Raw genomic sequence first — 17,502 nt, 5'->3', positions numbered from 1 at the left:
CAACTCTTTTAAACAGAGTCAGTATTGTATAATAAATCCTTTATTTAATAGGATATCATGCATACCCAATTATCATCAAAAATAAAAGGTACGTATGTACAATAAGCATACGTACCTTTTATTTTCTCATCTATATTTCTAAATAACGCTTTACTTTCTCAGTCGATTTCATTATTTTTTCATGTGTCCGTCATACTCAGCAGCAAAATGCTTACACTTCTCATGCTCTTGCTGACGCTTTTTTTCAATTGCCAATCGCTTTTCTAACTTTCTTTCATACTCAGCAAATCCGATATGATGCGTCTGTTGCATAGCCTTCTCCATTTCAGAAGTGTAATTCATTTCTATTCCGCTATTGATAGGGAATCATCCTTTCTTATTTTATGACAATAATAAGGTTAACACAGAGGTGATTCCCAAAACAAAACGAATTTAAACGTATTATTCAGTTTATTGATCAGTATTTAACGGTTATTTAAGCCAAATAAACATCCTCATACAGTTTCTACTGATAACGCACATATACTCCCTATTCTTCATAAAAGCTATTACATCAAACTGCTGGATCAATGTCTTGTTGATATTCACTTTGTTAAAAGTAATTTTTTTAAAACGTTAGTCTGCTTATTTTTTGTCGCCAACAGGTACGACTGCACCTTCGTATTCTTCTTCAATAAACTTCTGAATTTTTTCAGAATGTAGTACGTCTACAAGCTTATTTAATGCTTTATTGTCCTTATCCTCTGCTCTTACTGCGATAACATTAACATATGGTGAATCCTCATCTTCTATGAATAATGCATCGTCAGTTGGGATTAACCCTGCACCAATAGCATAATTTGTGTTTATGACTACTAATGATTCTTCATCTGTTTCATAAATTTCTGGTAAAAGTGCTGGGTCATAATCTGGTGAAAACGTTAAATTCTTAGGGTTTTCAGTAATATCATCAAGCGTTGCTTCTGATGTCTTTACTCCATCTGCCAATTTTATTATCCCATTCTTTTCAAATAAACCTAGTACACGACCACGATCAGACACAGAATTACTTAAGACTACTTCTGTTCCTTCTGGAATCTCCTCTATACTCGAAATGCCTTTGGAATAAACACCAATGGGTTCAATATGAATTCCATCGATATAATCCAACTTATATCCAGTATCACTTATTGTTTGCTCTAAATACGGAATATGTTGAAAATAATTAGCGTCTATTTCTCCATTAGCTAAGTCATCATTCGGTAATACGTAATCCTCATATTCAGTTATTTCCAATGTAATGCCTTCTTCTTTTAATAATGGCTTAGCCTCTTCAAGAATTTCAGCGTGAGGTGTGCTAGAAGCGCCTACTTTAATCGTATTTGCATCGGAGGAAGCTTCATCATCTCCGCCGCATGCAGCTAACACAAATCCTAAACTTATAATGATTAACACGGATAACCACAATTTTTTCATTTTATTCGCTCCTCTTAACTTGTTCATTTTATATCGTTCTTATCTTTTGTCTAACTTTCTTGATACATAATCGCCAATAAATTGAAATAGAAAAACAATGCATACAATAATGATGGAACATATAAGTACAACATCAAAGTCCCTACGTTGAAAGCCAGAGTAGTAGGCGTAGCTGCCTAATCCACCTGCACCAATTGCACCTGCCATCGCTGTATAACCAATTAATGCAATAGCTGTTACCGTAATACCCGAGATCAATGCTGGCATTGATTCAGGTAACAATACTTTAAAAATAATCGTACTGGTCTTTGCTCCCATTGCCTTTGCAGCCTCAACGACACCTTTGTCAACCTCTCTCAGTGCTATTTCTACAAGCCTTCCATAAAATGGAGCTGCGCCAATAATTAATGCTGGTAACGCCGCGTTTGGACCACGGATAGTTCCAATTAAAAAGTTAGTAAACGGGAAAAGCAACAAAATCAATATAATAAAGGGAATAGCTCGAAATACATTTACTACCGTCGCTATAACAAGATTTAATAACTTATTCTGCCAAATTCCACCTTTTTGAGTAAGGAATAGAAGCAATCCTAACAATAACCCAATAATAAACGTTCCAACTAAAGCAATGATCGTCATATAAAAAGTCTCATAAGTTGCTTCTATAAAATCTTCTACTTTAATATTTGGTAATAAATTAGTTAGCATCGTGGATAACCTCCAATTCTACGGAGGTTTCTTCACGAACAAACGAAATAGCTTTGTTCATATCTTTTTCATTACCGTCCATTTGAATAAATAAGGTTCCATAGGCACCAGCCTGTGTTTGCGTTATTTTCCCTTGTAAAATGCTAATGTCCACACCATATTTTTTTATAATTTGACTAATTAATGCGTCGTTCGTTGTTTCTCCAACAAAATGAAGTCTGATTAGCTTTCCATTTTGATAACGGTTCATAACATGTGATATATCACTATCTTCCTCGTCAGACCCCATAATTTGTTTGACGAACTTTTTAGTAACAGTTTGCTTTGGATGTAGAAACACATCGAGTACATTCCCTTGTTCTACAATCTTTCCATTTTCCATAACAGCAACTTGATTACATATTTTTCGAATCACTTGCATTTCATGTGTAATAAGAATAATAGTTAACCCTAAATTTTTATTAATATTAACAAGTAAATCTAATATTGCGTTCGTCGTTTCTGGGTCAAGTGCCGAAGTTGCTTCATCACATAATAAAACCTTTGGCTTATTTGCCAAGGCACGTGCAATACCGACTCGCTGCTTCTGACCACCACTTAGCTGGGCGGGGTAGGATGTTTCTTTTCCCGTTAACCCAACTAGCTCAATCAATGTTTTTACACGATTATCCCTTTCCGCTTTAGGAATCCCAGCTATTTCCAAAGGAAAAGCAATATTATCGGCAACAGTTCGCGACCAGAGCAAATTAAAATGCTGGAATACCATCCCAATATCTTGCCTTACTAATCGAAGTTCTCGTTTATTTAATGTCGTAATTTCCTTGTTATTCATTGTAATTCGACCACTGGTTGGTTCTTCAAGGCGATTTAATAATCGAACGAACGTACTTTTACCCGCTCCGCTATAACCAATAACACCAAAGATGTCTCCTTGATCAATCGAAAGGGTCAAATTATCTACAGCTGCTGTATTGCTTTTGTTTGAAGTAAAGACCTTACTCAAACCCTGTATCGATATCACACGTAATCCTCCTTTTATTTACATACATTTGTATTATGTCCTTAAATACAATTAAAAACGCCTTTCTGTAAGAGAACAGAAAGACGTTTGTTTGCCTTTTCGTCCCCTCATCTATCAAAGCCTAGGCTTTGCAGGAATTAGCACCTTTCAAGCATGATAGCTTGAAGGTTGCCGCGGTTTCATAGGGCCAGTCCCTCCACCGCTCAAGATAAGAGTTTTCAACTATTTAATTACGATAAAAGATATATTAGCATGCTGTATAAACAATGTCAACGATTTTCAGCTAACTATTCTTAAACATTTCCGGCTTATAATCTAATAAATATCGATAAATATTAGGTATGGAATGAAATGCGTACACTTTTTCTACAATTCGATTATCCTTCTTAACAACAAGACACGGTACACTTTCTATTTGATTATCCTGCATAAATTCTGGATACAAGGATGCATTCATCTCATAAAAAATGTCTTCTTGATGTACAGACTCAATTTTCTTTAGCATGGACCTTGCTAAATTGCACGTACCACAAAAAGGAGTAAATATATAAAGAAGGTAGTGGTCTCTTTTCAAAAGTTCGGCTGTAATTTGTTGCAAACATATCACCTTATTTAAACTCATTCATAGTGCTTGCTAAGTCCTACCCATTACTTTTACACCTTGTTTAGATTAAGAAAATCGGATTAACAGCGATTCGTTTACTCACTAATACTTGAGCTAAAATATTTTCAGGAGTTGTTGCTACTTCTCGATATTCACTACTAACATAGATGTGTTCTGCATGTGGTAGTTCTCTTGCCAATTGCTTTCGCAGTTTTTGGCCTGATTCATCCTCATCTACTAAAATGTAGACGTCTTTATCATCTAATGCGTAATCCTCTAACATTTGATCGAATCGTTCAACACCTAATGTTCCATTCGTACATATAATCGTTACATCGTCAGTAATAACCTTTCTAATTTGCTTTTTATCTGTTAAGCCTTCTACGATAATAATTTTTTCTAATTCGTCAGTTATCATCACATAGCACTCCTCAGTAAATCAAGCGGAAGGTTTTAATATCGCTCACTTCTACTATGTTATCAGTAGTTGTCTTTTCGAAATGTGACTTTCCTTTATTATATGATGAAATGTAGTTATTTAGTGATACGTCCAATTCGTAATGTTGAGCAATTAGTATAGCTGTAAAAACATGGCTGATTCCAACCAAAGGTTGTTTATCAGCCATTTATTTTTCTGATATGCAATTAGTCTTGATTTACGATCTCATCATATGCATCAGCAGATAATAAATCATCAAGCTCTGTCTCTTCAGATGGTTCAATCACGACCATCCAAGCTTTCTCGTAAGGAGATTCATTTACGAATTCAGGGCTATCCTCTAGCTCTTCATTCACTTCAATAACCTTACCGCTAATTGGAGCATATAATTCAGAAACTGTTTTCACTGATTCTACACTACCAAATGGTTCATTTACTTCTAATTCATCACCAGGTTCAGGGAGCTCTACGAACACAATATCTCCTAATTCATCCTGAGCAAAATCAGTAATCCCAATACGAACTTTTCCATCTTCTTTTTTTACCCATTCATGTTCTTTTGAGTATAATAATTCTTTAGGTACGCTCAAACTATCCCCTCCAATATGTAATTCACTTTTACTATACAAGGTATACGCGCAATTATCCAGTATTTCTTTTTAACTTTTCATATTATTTGTTCATACGGTTTTTTCCAAAAGTCCATAAATACATGTCTTATTTTGGACGTTTCTTTATGTCTGTTATTTTACGTAAGTCTATCCTAAACATGCTCTGTTCAAAGAGAAATTAAAGCCACGTATTTTCAAACATCTCCTCTTTAAAACCGACTGTTACTTTTGAGTCATCTGCGACAATTGGACGCTTAATTAGCATGCCATCGGTGGCTAATATTGTTGCCATCTCTTCATCAGATGCATCTTTTATTTTATCCTTGATATTTAGTTCTCGATATTTTTTTCCGCTTGTATTAAAAAACTTTTTGGCAGGAAGCTCACTTTTATCAAACAGATCTAATAATTCTTCTTTTTTCGGTGGAGATTCAACAATATGAATTAACTGATATTTAACCTGATGATCATCCAACCATTTCTTTGCTTTTTTGCATGTATCACAATTTGGATACCAATAAACGGTGACTGCCATGTAGACTCTCCTTTGTAATCTAGTTTAGATTTATTATAGCAAAATAGCGGATGTAAATTCGACTAAAATGTTGACCTATAAAAAGTGATGGTCTGATTCGAAAGTCATGTCTCTGGTCAACATTGAAAAAATTGGTTCTTGTCGAAGGCTTGCCATGGTCCCAGAGTCAACTTTTTCCGTATCTTATGTTTACTACCTGCGAGATCTTTCGCTCATGCTATTCCCACAGGCGTCTCCGCCATCCTCTCTGCAATTAGACACTAGAACATCGCCCCTTTCATCATATTGTAATTCACCAACCAAAAACAAAAATGAACTGATTGTTTATGAGGGATCTACGATAAAGTTATAACTAAATTAGAGATGATATCGAACTCTTTAACTTATGCAAAATAAAGTGGGTGAAGGCGGAATTTCAAATTAATACAAACCAAACGAAACACTGAGGCAAGGACAAAACACAACTTCTTTACTCAAAATGCGAATAATCATGTTATCAATAGAGATATCATCGCCGCACCGTGAAACTATACGCTCTTTCCGCGGGCATAGCACATAGCCGTCAAGTTAAGCAGGATATTTTAAAACCTAAAAAGTTATTCGTTATTCTGACATTATAAATGGAATAATTTGGAGGGATTACGTATGGCTAAGCAATATCATTTTGACTCGTTTGTAAAGCGTGTGCTCGATATTTTATCTATTTCTGAACTTCGCAATGTTGCTCGAGAATCAGGTTTTGTACAACGATTGAAGAAGATAATGCCGGAAGATTTCTGAAGTATATGTGCCTTCTTACATGTTTTTTACATGATAGTGATAGGTAGCTTCAGGAATACCCACAACAAGAAAAATATCTTTTAATCGGAATCCTTCTTCTTTGAGTTCGAATGCCACCTTTGCCTGTGCTTTTCGTAGAAGGCATTCGGATTCTCCCGAAAAGCTTTTAGCTTTTTTAAGTAGGCATTCTCTAGCCTTAGTAGTTCACAACCTTCACTTTATATTCTTCACTATATTTAGCCACAAACCCCCCCTGAAATTAGTTTTTCACTCTAACTTCAGGGGGGGTGGTACCACATCGTTCGTTTTTAATTGTTTCTTCATTCTTTTGTCTTAGTGTCGATGTTTCGTTCATTTAATGGGCTGTTGTCTCAGCATGATATATTACAACACATATTTTTCTTCTTTAATAATTTGCTTTGCTATTTCTCGTTTCTTGGCAATTACATTTGTAGGCGTATGGCGAGTTAGCTTCCGTAATGAAGATAACATCATTCTTAGTGTATCTCCTTCTTCTACAGCAATTAATGTTTCTTTTGCATCAGCTTCTATACGATTAAATGCTTCTTGTACGAATACTTGCGTATAGAGTAGCTTTTGTTTATGCTTTGCTTCTCCATCTTTTTTAATTGCCTTTTCAGTACGTAGAATAGCAGCTTCCATATTGTAAACCTCAGCTACCATATCTGCTAAATTCACTAATATTTCTTGTTCTTTTTCTATTTTTTGCATATATTTTTGAGCTGCAAGCCCTGCACCAAGTAAGACAATTTTCTTCGCATTTTTCAGTAGATGCTTTTCTTGCTCAAGTGTTTCAGTACCTACCTCTTCCGGCATAAGCATCATCAGCTCTTCTTGGAGTGCCTGTGCTTTTTGAAGAAGTGGTAGCTCGCCTTTCATCGCCTTTTTCAATAGCGTGCCTGGAACGAGTAAACGATTAATTTCGTTAGTTCCCTCAAAAATACGATTTATTCGCGAGTCACGATAGATACGTTCCACTTCATATTCTTGCATAAATCCATATCCACCATGCATTTGAACTGCTTCATCTGCCGCATAATCTAGTAATTCCGTACACGTATATTTATTCATGGAACATTCAATCTGATACTCTGCAATAGCTCGTGCCACTTCTCTACCATCATTTAATTGTTCTTGTGTTAAAGCTCCCATACGCTGTTCGAACAATCCGACGGTTCGGTAAACAGAGCTTTCATTCGCATACGTCTCTGCAGCAATCGTAGCTAGTTTTTCTTGTGTTAAAGAGAAGCTGGAGATTGGTGTATTAAATTGCTTACGCTCATTCACATATTTTACAGCTAATTCCAGCGCTCGCTTTGAACCACCAACTCCGCCAATAGCTAGCTTATAACGCCCTACATTTAAAATATTGAACGCTATAATATGGCCACGTCCCTTTTCTCCTAATAAATTTTCTACTGGAACTTCAGCATCTTCCAAGATTAATGTACGCGTAGAGGAACTCTTTATCCCCATTTTCTTTTCTTCCGGTCCGGTAGATACACCTGGAAAGTCCCTTTCCACAATAAACGCTGAAAAGTGCTCACCATCAATTTTTGCGTATACAACAAATACATCTGCAAAGGCTGAATTGGTGATCCATTGCTTTTCACCATTTAGTATATAGTGTGTTCCGGCTTCATTTAATTTTGCTGTTGTTTTTGCACCGAGCGCATCGGAACCAGAGCTAGGCTCTGTCAATGCATATGCAGCTAACAATTCTCCAGTTGCCAGTTTAGGTAAATAGGTTTGTTTTTGTTGTTCGTTTCCAAAGAAAACAATTGGTAAAGAACCGATGCCGACATGGGCACCATGTGTTACAGAAAAACCACCAGCGCGTGAAAATTTCTCTGTAATTAGTGACGAACTAATTTTATCTAATCCTAACCCGCCATACTCTTCCGGAACATCGGCTCCAAGTAATCCTAATTCTCCTGCTTTCTTTAATAAATCCACGGAATGTTCAAACTCATGATTCTCCAAATTCTCTAATTTCGGAAGGACTTCACCGGATACGAATTCTTCTGTCGTTTTTGCAATCATCTTATGTTCTTCTGTAAAATCTTCCGGTGTTATTACATCATCACTCGATAAATCTTCTACTAAAAAACCGCCACCTTTAAACACCTTCTCCTTCGTTTCACTCATTTTCATCTATCCCTTCTTTATTTTTTCTGAAATACCGATGTGATTATCTTAAATTAATCGTTTCCTAGTCATCGAGTAGTTCAAATTAGTTCAAATACTCCAGCGGCTCCCATTCCGCCACCTATACACATCGTTACAACTCCATATTGTATTTGCTGTCTCTTCATTTCATGCATTAAACCTAACGTTAGCTTTGTACCAGTCATTCCTAGTGGATGCCCTAAAGCAATCGCTCCACCGTTTACATTCACTTTATCGATATCTAAACCCAATGCTTCAATTACTCGAACTGACTGTGAAGCAAATGCTTCATTTAACTCAAATAAACCAATATCAGATAATTCAAGTCCAGCAATTTTTAATGCTTTAGGAATGGCTTTTACTGGACCTACCCCCATAATTTCCGGCTCTACTCCAGCTACTGCAAATGATCGAAATTTAACAATGGGTTTTAATCCTTCTGCTTCCGCTTTCTCACGGTCCATTACAAGTACTGATGCTGCACCATCACTCATTTGTGATGAATTGCCTGCTGTAACGGTTCCCTGCACATGAAAAGCTGGCTTCAATTTATTTAGAATATCCATTGAAGTTCCTTCACGCACACCTTCATCCATCGAAAACGTTATTTGCTTTTCTTCTGGCTTATGCTTGGCGTTAATAAAACGGTGAATAACTTTTACTGGAACAATTTCATCCTTAAACTTTCCTTCTTTTAGCGCTTTCCCTGCACGCTCATGACTACGAACAGCAAACGCATCCTGATCTTCTCTGGAGATGTTGAAACGATTTGCTACTTCTTCGGCTGTATGGCCCATTCCCATATAGTAACCCGGTGCATCCTGAACAAGCTTTGAATTAGGCTTAATGACATGGCCAGCCATCGGGATTAGACTCATTGATTCTGCTCCACCAGCTATTATCGTGTCACTAGCACCTACCATAATTCGTTCAGCTGCATACGCTATACTTTGTAATCCCGAGGAACAGTAGCGATTAATTGTAATCCCTGGTACGTCATGCTTCAGGCCTGCAAGCCCAGCGATATTACGCGCCATATTCATTCCCTGTTCTGCTTCAGGCATTGCACAGCCAATTATGACATCATCGATATTTCCATCGTAATCCCCTGCTCGTTTTAAGGTTTCCTTTATTGTTATCGCTGCCAAATCATCCGGTCTAGAATTGGCAAGCGATCCTTTTTTTGCTTTTCCTACAGGGGTCCTTGCACCTGCAACAATGACTGCTTCCTTCACAATGTTTCCCCCTTTTTCATTAATTACGTAATGGTTTCCCTTTTACTAGCATGTGCTGCATCCGTTGTTGTGTTTTAGGCTCTCCGATTAAACTTAAAAATGCTTCTCTTTCTAGATCAAGCATGACCTGCTCATCAATCTTTGTTCCTTCTTTGATCCTTCCACCAGATAAAACATATGCTAGCTTTTCTGCAATCTTAACATCATGTTCTGATGCATACCCACTGAGCTGTAATGACTTAACTCCCAAAAGCATTGCTGCATAGCCAGGATCACCTACAACCGGAATCTTTTCACGTATTGGTGCTCGGTAACCAGACTTCGCAAGAGCTAACACATTTTCCTTCGCATCATATAAAAGGTGATCAGGATTAACACTAATTTTGTCTCTTTGATCCAAGTAGCCATTATCACGAGCTTCGGCAGCCGAAGTTGATACTTTAGCCATAGCAACTTTTTCAAATACGTCATTTGCCACTTTTGTTAAGTCGAAATGAATCCCTTTAGGCATATTTCGAAGTTGCTTCAGATATAGCTCCTTTGTTCCTCCGCCACCTGGTATTAACCCAACTCCAAACTCAACTAGCCCCATATAGGTTTCAGCTGATGCTTGTATGGATGCAGCTGGTAGAGATACTTCTGCACCGCCACCAAGTGTCATATTAAACGGAGCAGTTACTACTGGTTTATCAGCATACTTGATGGCCATTGCCATATTTTGAAATTGACGAATAACCATATCCAGTTCAAAGAAATTATCGTCTTGTGCTTCCATCAGCATCATTCCTAAGTTAGCTCCAACACAGAAATTTTTCCCTTGATTCCCAATAACTAGTCCTTCATAATTCTTACTAACCTCTTCCAGTGCATAATTAACCATTTGGATAATATCAAGGCCTATAGCATTACTTTGTGAATGGAACTCTAATCCCGCTACTCCATCTCCAAGATCTATAAAACTAGCTCCGACATTCTTTTTTATGATGCCATTCACATCTTTTAATCGCTTTAGATTAATTTCCTTTTTATTAAACTTCTGTTGTTTATACGTACCTTCGTCATAATAATAAACATTGCCATTATCTGTTTTATAGAATGATTCATTTCCATCTGCTAATAATTGTAATACCCATTCAGGAACACGTTCGCCTTCAGCCTGCATTCGCTCCACTGATTTTCGCAAACCAATTGCATCCCATGTTTCGAATGGTCCTATTTCCCATCCGAATCCCCATTTCATAGCCTCATCGACTGCTACAATATCATCTGCAATCTCTCCAGTAAGCTCTGCAGAATAAATGAAAACCGGCTTCAGAATGGACCATACGAGATCACCTGCACGATCTCCTTTATTCGATATAAGCGTTTTCAATTTCCGACGAGACCCTTTTTCCTGCTTCGCCATTTCAGTAGCAGCTGTTTTAAGTTTTTTGCGATTCTCATATTCTAGTGTTTCTGGATTTAATTCATAAATTGTACTGCCACTTTTATCTTTTTTCTTAAAGAAGAATCCTTGACCAGACTTAGCACCTAGCCAGCCTTTTTCCTTCATTTCCATGACAAAGTTAGGTATATCAAATATTTCCTTCTCTTTACCTTCAACTTGGTCATACACATTTTTCGCTACATGAATGAAGGTATCCAGCCCCACGACATCAAGGGTTCGAAATGTTGCACTTTTCGGTCGCCCAATCATTGGCCCTGTAACAGAATCCACTTCTCCTACACTATAGCCTCCTCTTAGCATTTCACGAACCGTTACTAACAACCCATAGGTGCCAATACGGTTAGCGATAAAATTAGGCGTATCCTTTGCTTCCACTACTCCTTTACCTAACACATTCTCTCCAAACGCTTTCATAAATGCTAATACTTCTGGATCGGTATCCTTCGTAGGTATTACTTCTAATAACTTTAAATAGCGTGGTGGATTAAAAAAATGTGTTCCTAAAAAATGCTTTCGAAAATCTACTGAACAATCACTTGCCATTGCTTCAATGGATATACCCGAAGTGTTCGAAGTAACAATCGTACCTTGTTTTCGATATTTATCTACATTTGCAAATACTTTCTTCTTAACGTCCAGATTTTCAACTACAACTTCAATAATCCAGTCTACCTCTGCAAGCCTCTCCATATCATCATCCATATTCCCAATTTCAATTAAGTCGAGGCTCTGCCTCGTAGTAAGTGGTGATGGCTTCTGCTTTAGAAGTGCTTGCTTACTTTGTGCTGCAATTCTATTCCGAACAACACGATCATCCAAGGTAAGACCTTTTTGTTCTTCATCTTTCGTTAATTGTTTTGGTGCAATATCAAGCATTAATGTAGGAATTCCAACATTAGCCAAGTGAGCAGCAATTCCAGATCCCATAACACCAGACCCTAAAACAGCTGCACGCCTGATTGATTGCTTCATACTTTATCCCCCAATCTCTTTTTGAATGAATACTCATTCATTTTATTTCGAAAAATAAAAGATAGTTTCCTATCCACTTATCTATAACTATAAAGTATTTACAGATTTTTCGCAATCCATTTATAAAATTTTTTATCACGTACCACGGTTGTTGCTACTCTCCTCATCATTTCCTTATTTGGTTTCTTAAATGAAAGCCTTTAGCTACTATACGTACTTCCTGCCAGTTATATGCATCGATAAAGCAAGTGTTATGTTCACTTGTTTGGCACTTATCAACTGTATCCGTACTGCTTTAATATAAGTAAATTAATGATGCTAGGTAAATATTATGAAGACAATATCAATCCTATTTCTTATTGACGATTCCTTTCAATACAAACATAACATTTGCTGGACGTTCAGCAAGTCGTCGCATGTTATAACCATACCAATCCCTTCCATAAGGGACATAGACACGCATCGTATATCCTTCGTTTAAAAGCTCCTTTTGCAAATCAATCCGAATTCCATAAAGCATTTGGAATTCGAAGCGCTCTTTTGGAATACGATACTCTAGCTCTAATTGTTTTACATAGTTAATAATAGCTTCGTCATGGGTTGCTATTGCAGTATAATTGCCTTGAAGCAAGTTTAATTTAATAATCTTCCTATAATTTTCGTCAACATCTTTTTTCTCTGGAAATGCTACTTCATGTGACTCCTTATATGCTCCTTTCACAAGTCGTAAGTATGGATCAAAGGCGTTTAACTCTTCAATATCCGCTTCTACTCGATATAAATAAGCCTGTAGTACAGTTCCAATATTACTATATTCATTTCGAAGCTCTTTAAATATATGTAACGTTTGTTCAGTCCGTTCAAAATCCTCCATATCAATAGTAACGTTAACTTGATGCTGTTTAGCCACATCTAAAATCATTCGCATGTTCTGCATGACAAGTTCTCTGGATATATCTAATCCAATTGAAGTAAGCTTCAGTGATAGTTCAGCATTTAATTCTTCCTTAGCTAACACTGTTATGGCGTGGACACATTCCTTAGCAGACTCTCTAGCTTCTTGTTCATTATCAATAAATTCACCTAAATGATCCACCGTTACTACAAATCCAGCTGCATTCATTCCCTTTATTTTTCGAGATGCCTGCTCAATGGTTTCACCAGCTACAAATCTTCCAGCTCCAAATTTAAAACCATACCTTTTGGCTAATTTCGTTAACGATTTATTTTTTGATAAGAATAAGAAGAAGCTGCGCATTAGCTGTTCCACTTACACGCCCCCTATATTTTAAAAAATTTAATTTTTCTTTCTACTCATTTATTATAAAGTTATTTTAGCATTTTTAAATGATTTTTTCCTACTATAATTCATTCATATCGAAATTATTTCGAAAGGACTACTAATCAGCTAAATCAATCGTAATCATTCCTATTTACATTTCGTAATGATTACGGTAATATAATGGAAGACATTTGAACAGGGAGGAACAAAAACGTGAAAAAGTCTTACATCGTTCTTATTTCTATTATTATAGTAGGAATCATCTTTACTGGATGTTCCTCTAATAAAGCATCTACGAAGAAGAATGGGGATTTGACCATCTATACTTCAATCTACCCCATTCAATTTGCTGTTGAACAAATAGCTGGAGATACGGCTGATGTTCAATCCGTTTATCCTGCTGGAATAGATGCCCACACGTATGAGCCCACCTCCAAGGATATTACGGAAATTGCAAAGAGTAACGCATTTATTTACCTTGGCGCTGGTATGGAGGGTTTTGCTGAAAGTGCAGCCGATGCGCTCTCTGCAGAAGACGTAGCCCTTATTGAACTAGGAGAACAGGAATCATTATTTCATACTGAAGTGGATGGTGAGCACAGTAGCCATAATGAAAAACATGCTGATCACTCACATGACGGACACGATCACGGTGATCATGATCCTCACATTTGGTTAGACCCTTTACGAATGGTGCAATTAGCCGAATTAATTAAAGATGAACTCATTACATTAAATCCAGATAAACAAAAATTGTATGAAACGAACTTTGCAAACCTCGAATCTCAGCTACATGAATTGGACAATGCGTTTAAACAGGTACTAACTAATAAAGAGAATAAGCATATATTAGTTTCTCATGCAGCGTATGGGTATTGGGAGGATCGTTATGGCCTTGAACAAATTTCCATTAATGGTTTGTCATCGAGCAGTGAGCCATCCCAAAAGGAGTTAACAAAAATTATTGAACAAGCAAATGAGTATCAACTTGATTATTTAATTTTTGAACAAAATACCTCCAACCGAGTATCTAAAATTATACAAGAACATATCGGAGCAGAAGCGGTAACCATTCATAACTTAGCTGTGTTAACGGAAGAGGATGTAGCGAATAAAGAGGATTATCTGTCATTAATGAGACAAAATTTACAAACACTAGATACAGTAACGAAATGAGCCGTTTTTAGCATGCGCCTCATTCGTTGAATTTCGGAAAGGAGTAAATATATGGCAGAGACTATTGTTACAATGAAAGACATTGACTTTTCATATGAGAATAAAAAAGTACTCGATCATATCAATTTTGCTATTCCGCGTGGTTCGTTTATGGGCCTAATCGGACCTAATGGTGGGGGGAAAACAACGTTAATCAAGATCATTCTTGGCCTGCAAAAACCAGATACAGGTTCCGTTGAGCTTTTTGGTCAATCACTAGAACACTTTTCAGATTGGAATAAAATTGGCTTTGTTTCACAAAAAGCCAATTCCTTTAATAAAGGTTTTCCTGCTACCGTGTTTGAAGTAGTATCTATGGGCTTGACTGCAAAAGTCGGGTATTTTAAATTCTTTACTAGAAAGCACAAAGCAAAAATAATCGATGCAATTGCACAGGTTGGCATGGGAGCATACACACATGAAAATATTGGCAACCTGTCCGGTGGCCAACAGCAACGTATTTTTATCGCTAGAGCACTCGTAAATGATCCTGAATTATTAATTCTTGATGAACCAACTGTTGGCGTCGATAAAGAAAATGTGCAGCGATTTTACGAATTATTATATCAATTAAATAGTCAGAAAAAGATTACCATGTTAATGGTTACACATGATACAGGAACCATGACTAAGCATGCCACTGAAATAGTATGTTTGAATAAAACCCTGCATTTCCATGGGAATCCAGAAGAATATCAAGCTTTAACAGATACAGATTTATCTCGTCTACATGGCCATCATGTAAATATCATTACACACGATCATTAACCTTTGGAGGAAGAAGTATGATTGCCGACTTTTTAGAATTTGATTTTTTACGACATACATTTTTAACAGGACTACTAATAGGCATTATTGCCCCATTACTAGGTACTTTTATTGTAGTAAGACGACTTTCTTTAATAGCTGATGCATTATCTCATGTTACACTAGCAGGGATAGCATTTGGTCTTTTATTAGAAAAGAAATTTGCTATCATGCTAAGTCCTTTGTATAGTGGGATGGCTTTCTCTGTTTTTGGATCAATCTTTATAGAAAAGCTTAGAGGTGTTTATAAAGCCTATCAAGAAATAGCAATTCCAATTATTCTCTCCGGTGGTGTTGGTCTAAGTGTTATTTTCATTTCTCTTGCTGACGGCTTTAACACCGAGTTGTTTAATTATTTATTTGGTTCTGTTTCTGCTGTGAGTAAAAATGATTTATATACCATTGCTGGAATATCCGCGTTTATAATGATTGTAATTGCTTTGTTTTTTAAAGAGTTGTTTACCCTATCATTTGATGAAGAACACGCAACAATATCAGGTCTACATGCTAAATCTATTCATCTGCTCTTTATTGTTTTAACAGCACTTGTCATTGCAGCATCCATCCGCATTGTTGGTGTTTTACTCGTCTCTGCACTAATGACGTTACCAGTAGCAGCAAGTATGCGTTTAGCAAAAGGATTTAAGCAAATGTTACTTTTATCTATTGTATTTGGTGAACTAGCTGTTATTATAGGATTAATATCTGGATATTATTTAAGTATACCTCCAGGTGGAACCATTGTAATGGTCTCCATTATTATTTTATTACTTTCTATATTTATAAAGCGATTCAAACATACAATAAAAAAGTGAGGGATGCTGAATGGATATTAATGAAGCTATCGAACTTTTAAAGGAAAAAGGATATAAAACAACCGGTAAACGAAAAGAAATACTATCCTTTTTCGCTGATGCAGACGGCTACCGTACAGCAAAAGATCTAATTCAGTATTTAGAATCAAGCTATGACGGTATTAGCTTTGATACAGTTTATCGAAATCTCCATTTATATAATGAAATAGGTATACTAGAAACGACGGAATTAAATGGTGAAAAACATTTTCGTATAAATTGCACACATCATCACCACCATCATTTTATTTGTAAAGATTGTGGTAAAACAAAGGAAATCAAAGTTTGTCCAATGGATGAAGTGGAACAAGCTTTAGCCGACTATGCAATCGAAGGACATAAGTTTGAAATTTATGGAAGGTGTCCAGGATGCAAGCTAGCGTTAACGTAAAGAACTCCCTAGCAATTGGATTAGGTGGCGTAGTGGGATCTTTGTTTCGCTACTTAATATCATTAATTATAATAGCAGAGGGGTTTCCCTTTGCTACTTTATGTGTAAATTTAATGGGATGCTTTATATTAAGCTATATCTTACATAATGATAAAGTGAAAAAAATTCTATCTCCTCCAATGTTTGCGTCATTAAGCGTTGGTTTAATAGGCTCCTTTACGACGTTTTCTACATTTTCAGTGGAAACCATAGAGCTATGGAATAAAAGTCAGCTATTAGCTGTTCTTTATTGTATAATTAGTGTTCTTGGTGGTCTTTTCTTTTGTTTCCTAGGGTTTAAAAGCTCATTGACTGGAAGAAAGAGGGGAAATGTATGAATTTTCTATTAGTTGCCCTAGGAGGATTTATAGGAAGTATTGCACGTTACCAGATTTCATTATTTACTACGAGACGTTTAATAGGTACATGGATAGCCAATATAACAGGATCAATGTTATTAGCCGTACTATGGCATTTTTACATAACCCAGTTTATCTCTGAATTCTGGTGGCTACTATTTGGAGTAGGATTCTGCGGAGCATATACCACCTTTTCAACATTTGGTAATGAAACAATGAAGCTACTCCAAAACAAAGAATACAAATTAGCGATTTGTTATGTGTTTGCTTCGCTTCTCATATCATTTATAACTGTTGCTAGCATTTTTTATATTCTATAAGATTATGTTAAAACAGGTATTTGGCCCATACGTTAAAAAACTTGCGCGTCGGCCTTTTTTACTTTCATATCTTACAGTTATTCGATTCGTGAAGTCCCCTAGTTTCTGGGCGCTGGAGCTGAACACGCCCCTATTTATCCACTTGAGCTAATTTTATCATTTCCTAGATAAGAAAAACTGAGCAAAATTCGCTCAGTCCTTATCACTAAATGCTCAGATTTACGCTTCCTCTAGTAGC

The 17,502-nt window shown here is 36.5% G+C and carries 19 protein-coding genes and 1 riboswitch; of the genes, 7 read left to right on the top strand and 12 right to left on the bottom strand.

What is annotated here, in order from left to right:
- Nucleotides 1-171: 171 nt before the first annotated feature.
- The 8 genes from ABDZ84_RS15445 to ABDZ84_RS15410 all read right to left on the bottom strand — a co-directional run bounded on the left by ABDZ84_RS15445 (nucleotide 172) and on the right by ABDZ84_RS15410 (nucleotide 5,373).
- Entirely contained in the window at nucleotides 172-342 is a 171-nt protein-coding gene (locus ABDZ84_RS15445; protein ID WP_166529766.1) for a YuzK family famiily protein, read from the bottom strand.
- 282 nt (nucleotides 343-624) lie between these two features.
- The gene (locus ABDZ84_RS15440; protein WP_026681595.1) at nucleotides 625-1,455 is read right to left on the bottom strand and encodes a MetQ/NlpA family ABC transporter substrate-binding protein; all 831 of its coding nucleotides are present in this window, start codon (nucleotides 1,453-1,455) and stop codon (nucleotides 625-627) included.
- Between the two features lie 39 nt (nucleotides 1,456-1,494).
- Entirely contained in the window at nucleotides 1,495-2,163 is a 669-nt protein-coding gene (locus ABDZ84_RS15435; RefSeq protein WP_026681596.1) for a methionine ABC transporter permease, read from the bottom strand.
- Nucleotides 2,153-3,184 (bottom strand): methionine ABC transporter ATP-binding protein, encoded by a 1,032-nt coding sequence (locus ABDZ84_RS15430; protein WP_026681597.1) that lies wholly within the window; start codon nucleotides 3,182-3,184, stop codon nucleotides 2,153-2,155. Before ABDZ84_RS15430 ends, ABDZ84_RS15435 begins: the two co-directional genes overlap by 11 nt.
- Before the next feature lie 104 nt (nucleotides 3,185-3,288).
- A riboswitch (SAM riboswitch) is annotated at nucleotides 3,289-3,399 on the bottom strand.
- A 68-nt stretch (nucleotides 3,400-3,467) separates the two neighbouring features.
- Nucleotides 3,468-3,791 (bottom strand): thioredoxin family protein, encoded by a 324-nt coding sequence (locus ABDZ84_RS15425; protein WP_308035994.1) that lies wholly within the window; start codon nucleotides 3,789-3,791, stop codon nucleotides 3,468-3,470.
- A gap of 58 nt (nucleotides 3,792-3,849) precedes the next feature.
- Entirely contained in the window at nucleotides 3,850-4,206 is a 357-nt protein-coding gene (locus tag ABDZ84_RS15420; protein ID WP_026681599.1) for a toprim domain-containing protein, read from the bottom strand.
- Nucleotides 4,207-4,433: 227 nt separating this feature from the next.
- A complete protein-coding gene (gene gcvH, locus ABDZ84_RS15415) occupies nucleotides 4,434-4,817 on the bottom strand; it encodes a glycine cleavage system protein GcvH (RefSeq protein ID WP_026681600.1) in 384 nt (127 codons plus the stop codon).
- 199 nt (nucleotides 4,818-5,016) lie between these two features.
- On the bottom strand, nucleotides 5,017-5,373 hold the full coding sequence (locus tag ABDZ84_RS15410; RefSeq protein WP_026681601.1) for an arsenate reductase family protein: 357 nt from the start codon (nucleotides 5,371-5,373) through the stop codon (nucleotides 5,017-5,019).
- A 645-nt stretch (nucleotides 5,374-6,018) separates the two neighbouring features.
- Between ABDZ84_RS15410 and ABDZ84_RS15405 the strand changes: the two genes are divergently transcribed.
- A complete protein-coding gene (locus ABDZ84_RS15405) occupies nucleotides 6,019-6,153 on the top strand; it encodes a hypothetical protein (RefSeq protein ID WP_321132528.1) in 135 nt (44 codons plus the stop codon).
- A gap of 384 nt (nucleotides 6,154-6,537) precedes the next feature.
- Here the strand turns inward: ABDZ84_RS15405 and ABDZ84_RS15400 are convergent, their stop codons facing one another.
- The 4 genes from ABDZ84_RS15400 to ABDZ84_RS15385 form a co-directional block, all read right to left on the bottom strand.
- The gene (locus ABDZ84_RS15400) at nucleotides 6,538-8,322 is read right to left on the bottom strand and encodes an acyl-CoA dehydrogenase family protein (RefSeq protein ID WP_026681602.1); all 1,785 of its coding nucleotides are present in this window, start codon (nucleotides 8,320-8,322) and stop codon (nucleotides 6,538-6,540) included.
- 80 nt (nucleotides 8,323-8,402) lie between these two features.
- Complete coding sequence (locus ABDZ84_RS15395; RefSeq protein WP_026681603.1) at nucleotides 8,403-9,578, bottom strand: acetyl-CoA C-acetyltransferase; 1,176 nt, start codon at nucleotides 9,576-9,578, stop codon at nucleotides 8,403-8,405.
- 19 nt (nucleotides 9,579-9,597) lie between these two features.
- Nucleotides 9,598-11,997 carry a 3-hydroxyacyl-CoA dehydrogenase/enoyl-CoA hydratase family protein gene (locus ABDZ84_RS15390; protein WP_026681604.1) on the bottom strand — a complete coding sequence of 800 codons (2,400 nt, stop codon included), beginning with the start codon at nucleotides 11,995-11,997 and terminating at the stop codon, nucleotides 9,598-9,600.
- A gap of 349 nt (nucleotides 11,998-12,346) precedes the next feature.
- Nucleotides 12,347-13,267 (bottom strand): proline dehydrogenase family protein, encoded by a 921-nt coding sequence (locus ABDZ84_RS15385; RefSeq protein WP_026681605.1) that lies wholly within the window; start codon nucleotides 13,265-13,267, stop codon nucleotides 12,347-12,349.
- A gap of 225 nt (nucleotides 13,268-13,492) precedes the next feature.
- Between ABDZ84_RS15385 and ABDZ84_RS15380 the strand changes: the two genes are divergently transcribed.
- The 6 genes from ABDZ84_RS15380 to crcB (ABDZ84_RS15360) are packed head-to-tail and all read left to right on the top strand — an operon-like array spanning nucleotide 13,493 to nucleotide 17,264.
- Nucleotides 13,493-14,455: a metal ABC transporter solute-binding protein, Zn/Mn family gene (locus tag ABDZ84_RS15380; RefSeq protein ID WP_026681606.1), complete on the top strand. Its 963-nt coding sequence runs from the start codon at nucleotides 13,493-13,495 to the stop codon at nucleotides 14,453-14,455.
- A gap of 51 nt (nucleotides 14,456-14,506) precedes the next feature.
- Complete coding sequence (locus ABDZ84_RS15375) at nucleotides 14,507-15,262, top strand: metal ABC transporter ATP-binding protein (RefSeq protein ID WP_026681607.1); 756 nt, start codon at nucleotides 14,507-14,509, stop codon at nucleotides 15,260-15,262.
- Between the two features lie 17 nt (nucleotides 15,263-15,279).
- Entirely contained in the window at nucleotides 15,280-16,116 is an 837-nt protein-coding gene (locus tag ABDZ84_RS15370; RefSeq protein ID WP_026681608.1) for a metal ABC transporter permease, read from the top strand.
- Between the two features lie 10 nt (nucleotides 16,117-16,126).
- A complete protein-coding gene (locus tag ABDZ84_RS15365) occupies nucleotides 16,127-16,546 on the top strand; it encodes a Fur family transcriptional regulator (protein WP_026681609.1) in 420 nt (139 codons plus the stop codon).
- Complete coding sequence (gene crcB, locus ABDZ84_RS21520; RefSeq protein ID WP_051388332.1) at nucleotides 16,525-16,923, top strand: fluoride efflux transporter CrcB; 399 nt, start codon at nucleotides 16,525-16,527, stop codon at nucleotides 16,921-16,923. Before ABDZ84_RS15365 ends, crcB (ABDZ84_RS21520) begins: the two co-directional genes overlap by 22 nt.
- Nucleotides 16,920-17,264 (top strand): fluoride efflux transporter CrcB, encoded by a 345-nt coding sequence (gene crcB / locus ABDZ84_RS15360; RefSeq protein ID WP_026681611.1) that lies wholly within the window; start codon nucleotides 16,920-16,922, stop codon nucleotides 17,262-17,264. The genes crcB (ABDZ84_RS21520) and crcB (ABDZ84_RS15360) overlap by 4 nt, the downstream gene beginning before the upstream one ends.
- Nucleotides 17,265-17,502: the final 238 nt, after the last annotated feature.

It is taken from the genome of Virgibacillus salarius, from assembly GCF_039521925.1.
Lineage (GTDB): Bacteria > Bacillota > Bacilli > Bacillales > Amphibacillaceae > Virgibacillus > Virgibacillus salarius.
The sequence above is the reverse complement of the archived record's forward strand: the minus strand, read 5'-3'. Positions and strand labels throughout refer to the sequence as shown.